Consider the following 2,730-nt stretch of genomic DNA (forward strand, 5'->3'; position numbering starts at 1 on the left):
ACGTAGCGCATCGTAGCGAAAGCGTCCCGTCCAAAAATGGATGATACCTTGCTAAACCGGGACATCTCAGACAATCCTTCAGGCATGTATTCATCAGAGACTTAACAAAATAAGAAATCACTTGAAAACTCTGCGTTCTGCAGCAATTGCTTTAGTATTTTTGATGGCAGGATAATTTACCTTGTTGGCTGCAAAATAGCTATTAGCTTTGTGACATAATAAGCAATATGTGGTTTGGACAATAACTTTTGCTATGGGAAGTTATAGTAAGTTATTGTAATTTGACAAATGAAATAAACTTGCGGTATAATAGTTCTATATTGAACTGTTCAAAAGTATACTAATTAATGGGTGAAAAAGTTATGATTGATGATGGTTTAGAATCGCTGCTGACCGGGCAGCAGTTTAGAAGGTTTCAGGAGCGGGTTTATGCGCCTGTGACAGAAACCTATGGACTTTCTTTGTTGGATATCCGTGTATTGCTCTATTTGTCAGAGCATCGTAAGTATAATACGGCTAAGGATATCGTGCAGAGACATCATTGGACGAAGAGTCATGTTTCTAAGTCGATCGAAGAGCTGATCGAAAAGGGATTGATTCTCCGTGTGCCGGACGACACTGACCGACGCAAAGTACGTTTGCTGGTATGTGAGAAAGCAGATCCGGTTCTTACAAAGGTACGGGCACTGCATCTTACCATGTACCAGGTATTGTTTCGCGGCGTGGAAGAGGAGGAACTGGCAGTTGTTAAGCGTGTAGCGGAGAAAATCTCCGGTAATATCGTGCAGGGATTAGACATCGCTGTTATGAATAAGGTATCACAGTAAATTAAATACAGCCTGTTATGACAGGCATGACAACAGGAAAGGAGACAGAAACTATGAGTCAGGAATATGATAAGATGATGCGTCAGTTTGCAGATAAGTATCGTCACGTGTGTGTGGCAAACAATTCAATCGATGCAAAGCTTTTTGAGCAGTATGGTGTGAAGAGAGGGCTTCGAGATAAAAACGGCAAAGGCGTATTATCTGGTATTACAAATATTTCGTTGATCAAAGCAACCGAAGAGACAGAGGATGGACATATTATTCCATGTGATGGGCAGTTGTACTATCGTGGCTATAATATATATGATCTGACAGCAGGATTTCGCGAGGACAAGCGATATGGATTTGAGGAGATCGCATTTCTGCTGTTATTTGGAGAACTTCCTAATAAGCAGGAGCTGCAGGAATTTCAGCAGGTATTGGTGAAAAATCGTCGTCTGCCTACCAACTTTGTGCGTGACGTTATTATGAAAGCTCCGAGTCAGGATATCATGAATTCTTTGACTAAGAGTGTGTTAACGTTGTCTTCCTATGATGATAATGTAACAGATAATAGTATTGATAATGTTATGCGCCAGTGTTTGATGCTGATCAGCGTATTTCCTATGTTAGCGGTATATGGTTATCATGCATATAATCATTATGAATGTGATGAAAGTTTTTATATCCACAGACCGGATGATAATCTTTCAGCAGCAGAGAATATTTTGCGTATGCTTCGTCCGAATAAAGAATATACTGAGACGGAGGCAAGAGTGTTAGATATGGCACTGGTACTTCATATGGAGCACGGTGGCGGTAACAACTCGACCTTTACGACACGTGTAGTTACTTCGGCAGGTTCCGATACGTATTCTGTTATTGCAGCGGCGTTATCTTCTCTCAAGGGACCGAAGCATGGTGGTGCCAATATCAAAGTGGTGCAGATGATGCAGGATCTTAAAGAGCATGTAGATGATGTGACAGATGAAGAACAGGTGCGTGCTTATTTGCGCAAATTGGTGCGCAAGGAGGCCTTTGACCGCCGTGGACTTATTTATGGTATGGGTCATGCGGTGTATTCTATATCAGATCCACGTGCTCGTGCTTTTAAACAGTTCGTCGAGCTTTTGGCAGAAGAAAAAAATCATAAGCAGGAATTTGAATTATATTCCATGATCGAGCGCATCGCACCGGAAGTAATTGGTGAAGAGTGTGCAATCTATAAAGGCGTTAGTGCCAATGTGGATTTCTACAGCGGATTTGTTTACAGCATGCTTGGTATTCCACAAGAGCTGTTCACACCAATCTTTGCAATGGCACGTATTGTGGGATGGAGTGCACATCGTATGGAGGAATTGATCAATGTGGATAAGATCATTCGTCCGGCTTACAAGAGTATCATGGTGCCTAAGGTATATGAAAGTCTGAAAGATCGTTCCACGCTTAAGATCGATAGTCGTCAGGCGAAAGAACTTCGCATCCCAATGAAGGGAGATAGCTGCTGATCAGGAACGAGGCAGTGCAAACGTATAAGATCAAGATCATAGATTCACCGGATTTCGGAAAAAAACCGCTTTAGCAGTTTTTTCCCGGCTCCGGTGTTTTTATTTTTGAATCCCCTCAAACTCCCCACCCCCCTTAACTCCTCACAACCACATATTGCTTATTATGTCGATGGGTTAATTATATTTTGCAGCCGCTATATAGTGAGTCCTGCCATCAAGAAACTATAGCAATTGCTTTGCCGCAATTAGTTTTCAGGTGATTTCTAGATTTTGTTGTCTCTGATGATTGATTTACATGCCTTTCGGAAACTCGAAGTCCCGGAAGCAAGGTATTCATCATTTTTGAAAGGGACTTTGCGCTCGTCGTTACTTATGTCTCGTATTTCAGAGACATTAAGTAACGTAACGTAGCGCAT

At 41.8% G+C, this 2,730-nt stretch carries 2 protein-coding genes; both read left to right on the top strand.

Features of this window, described 5'->3' with window-relative positions:
• Positions 1–362 precede the first annotated feature (362 nt).
• Entirely contained in the window at positions 363–827 is a 465-nt protein-coding gene (locus tag DW981_RS14385) for a MarR family transcriptional regulator (protein WP_182434311.1), read from the top strand.
• A gap of 53 nt (positions 828–880) precedes the next feature.
• Positions 881–2,314, top strand: a complete 1,434-nt coding sequence (locus DW981_RS14390; protein ID WP_022025080.1) for a citrate/2-methylcitrate synthase — start codon at positions 881–883, stop codon at positions 2,312–2,314.
• Positions 2,315–2,730: the final 416 nt, after the last annotated feature.

Origin of the sequence: Clostridium sp. AM49-4BH (genome assembly GCF_003478335.1) — a bacterium.
GTDB lineage: Bacteria > Bacillota > Clostridia > Lachnospirales > Lachnospiraceae > Butyribacter.